This is a genomic window from Huijunlia imazamoxiresistens, from assembly GCF_037132455.1.
Lineage (GTDB): Bacteria > Bacteroidota > Bacteroidia > Chitinophagales > Chitinophagaceae > Flavisolibacter > Flavisolibacter imazamoxiresistens.
Map to the genome: position 1 here is coordinate 1 of NZ_JBBBEI010000078.1, position 2104 is coordinate 2104.

1 protein-coding gene is annotated in these 2104 nt (G+C 62.5%); it reads right to left on the minus strand.

All coding sequences use genetic code 11. The annotated features are described in order from the left end of the window. Positions 1-2104: putative metal-binding motif-containing protein (locus V9K67_RS26920; protein WP_336728209.1), on the minus strand; the 2104-nt coding region annotated here is incomplete at both ends.

Consider the following 2104-nt stretch of genomic DNA (forward strand, 5'->3'; position numbering starts at 1 on the left):
TATCCCCATCCTTGTACCAGGTCTTCACGACCAGGCCATCATCCACCTTGCCGTTACAATCGTTGTCCAGGGCGTCACAGAGTTCCGGCGCTCCCGGGTAAATGGTATTGATGCCATCATTGCAATCCGTGCTGTCCGCCACATAGCCGGCGGGAGCCGCACAGGACACAAAGCGGTACTTAATGTTGCCATAGCCGTCCTTGTCGGCATCCTTGTACCAGGTTTTCACGATCAGGCCATCATCGATGATGCCGTTGCAGTCGTTGTCCAGGGCGTCGCAGAGTTCCGGCGCTCCCGGGTAAACGGTGTTGTTGGCATCGTTGCAGTCGCCTCCGAGGGCCACGTAACCGGCAGGAGCCTTAGTAGCGACGCGGGTATATTTTGCAGTACCATAGCCGTCGCGGTCGGTGTCGCGGTACCAGGTAGGCGTGCTCAGTTGTACGTATACATCCACCACATCGGTAGCATACAGTTCGCCGTCGCTCACCACCAGCAGGAAGGACAACTGTTGTCCCTGCTGAGCGCTGCCTACCGTAAAGGAAGGTGTGGCGGAGGTGGAGTCGTTCAGGGTGATGCCTGCGGGTGCTACCCAGCGGTAGGTCAGCGGGTTGCCGTCGGCATCCGAGGAAGCCGAAGCGTTGAGCTGCACGGGGCCGGCCACGGTTACGGTCCGGTCGCTTCCGGCCTGGGCCACGGGCGCCTGGTTGGTCGAAAGCAGGGTCCAGGAAGCGATGGCAGTGTTGCTGCCTTCCTTGCCGCTGGAGTACTTCTGCAGCCCTGCGGTGGCCAGGTGCAGTTCGTAGCTGCCCGGCGTGTTGCCGGCGCTGCGGAGGCCGCGTACTTCGTACAGGGTATCATTCAGCTGCTCCATGCTCCAGTCGCCGGCCGGCACCAGGGTGCCGTTGCGGCGCAGCTCCAGGGCAGCATTCAGGTTGCTGTTGTTCAGCAGGCGGGCGGAGAACACCACCGGCACCGTATCCGGGTGGGTAATGCTGGCATAGCCTGCGGGCAGCTGCCAGGCAGCGGAGAGCGGCAGCTCATCGATGAAGAGCTTTTGCTCCAGGCTGCTTACCGATCCGTTGGGCGCCGTTGCGCTCACCCGGATGCCGGTGTTACCGCCGGAGAGCAGGGTCACCGGTACGCTTACCGGTCCGCCGGCTACTCCCGTTAAAGTCGTCAGCACGGTTTCCCCGCTGAGGTCTACCTGGGCAATGGTGACCGAGGCGGCGCTGTCGCTGAGCTGGAAGCCCAGGTTGAGGGCCCGGCCGGCGGTGATGCCGTCGGTATTGCTGTGGCCACCGTCGGGACCGGCCTTCAGCAGGCTGATGGTGATCACCTGAGCCCGGTTCACGGTCCAGGAAAGCTGCTGGCTGCCGGAGCCCTGGTTGCCGATGGCGTCGGTCAGACCGCCGAGGTTTACACTAAAGGTGTAGTTGCCGTCGGGGTAGGTCTGGGTGCCGAAGGCGCCGGCCGTCCAGTTCTTCAGGTCGCCATTGGAGAGCTGGGCAATGTTGAGCGGCAGCAGCTCGCCGTTGCGGCGCAGTTCCAGCGAGGCGGTATTGAAGTTTTTGACTTCTTCGTTAAAGCGCAGTTGGATGAAATTCACGTGCTGGGCGTCGAGGGCACCGCTGTCCAGTTTTGCCAGTTGAAGCAGTTGCGGGCCCTGGTTGTCTACGGTCAGGGTGACGGACTGAGCCTGCACCCCGGCCACACCGGTGGTGGACTGGATGTTGGGCAGGTCCACGCGGAACTCATACGCACCCGCTTCGGTCAGCAGCGTCTTCAGGCCGGAAAGGTAGAAGAGCTTTTTGTCCGCCCGTACCGAGTCGATGGTGAGGGTGCCGGGCAGGGCTGCACCGCCTTTCAGCAGGCTGAAGCGTTGGGCCGTAGCGGTGGTCTCATCCACCGGTAGGTTAAAGAGCACGCCGATGGTGTCGAAGGAAGCGGCCACCCTGCTTTCGGGCAGCTGCTGGAAGGCCTGAACGGTGGGTACGTCGAGGTACTGCGTCCAGATCACCTGCTTGCCGGTAGTGCCGTTGATGCCGTAGACATCCTGTACGCCTGCCGCCTGGGCGGTGAAGACATAGGCGCCGTTGCCGGTAGT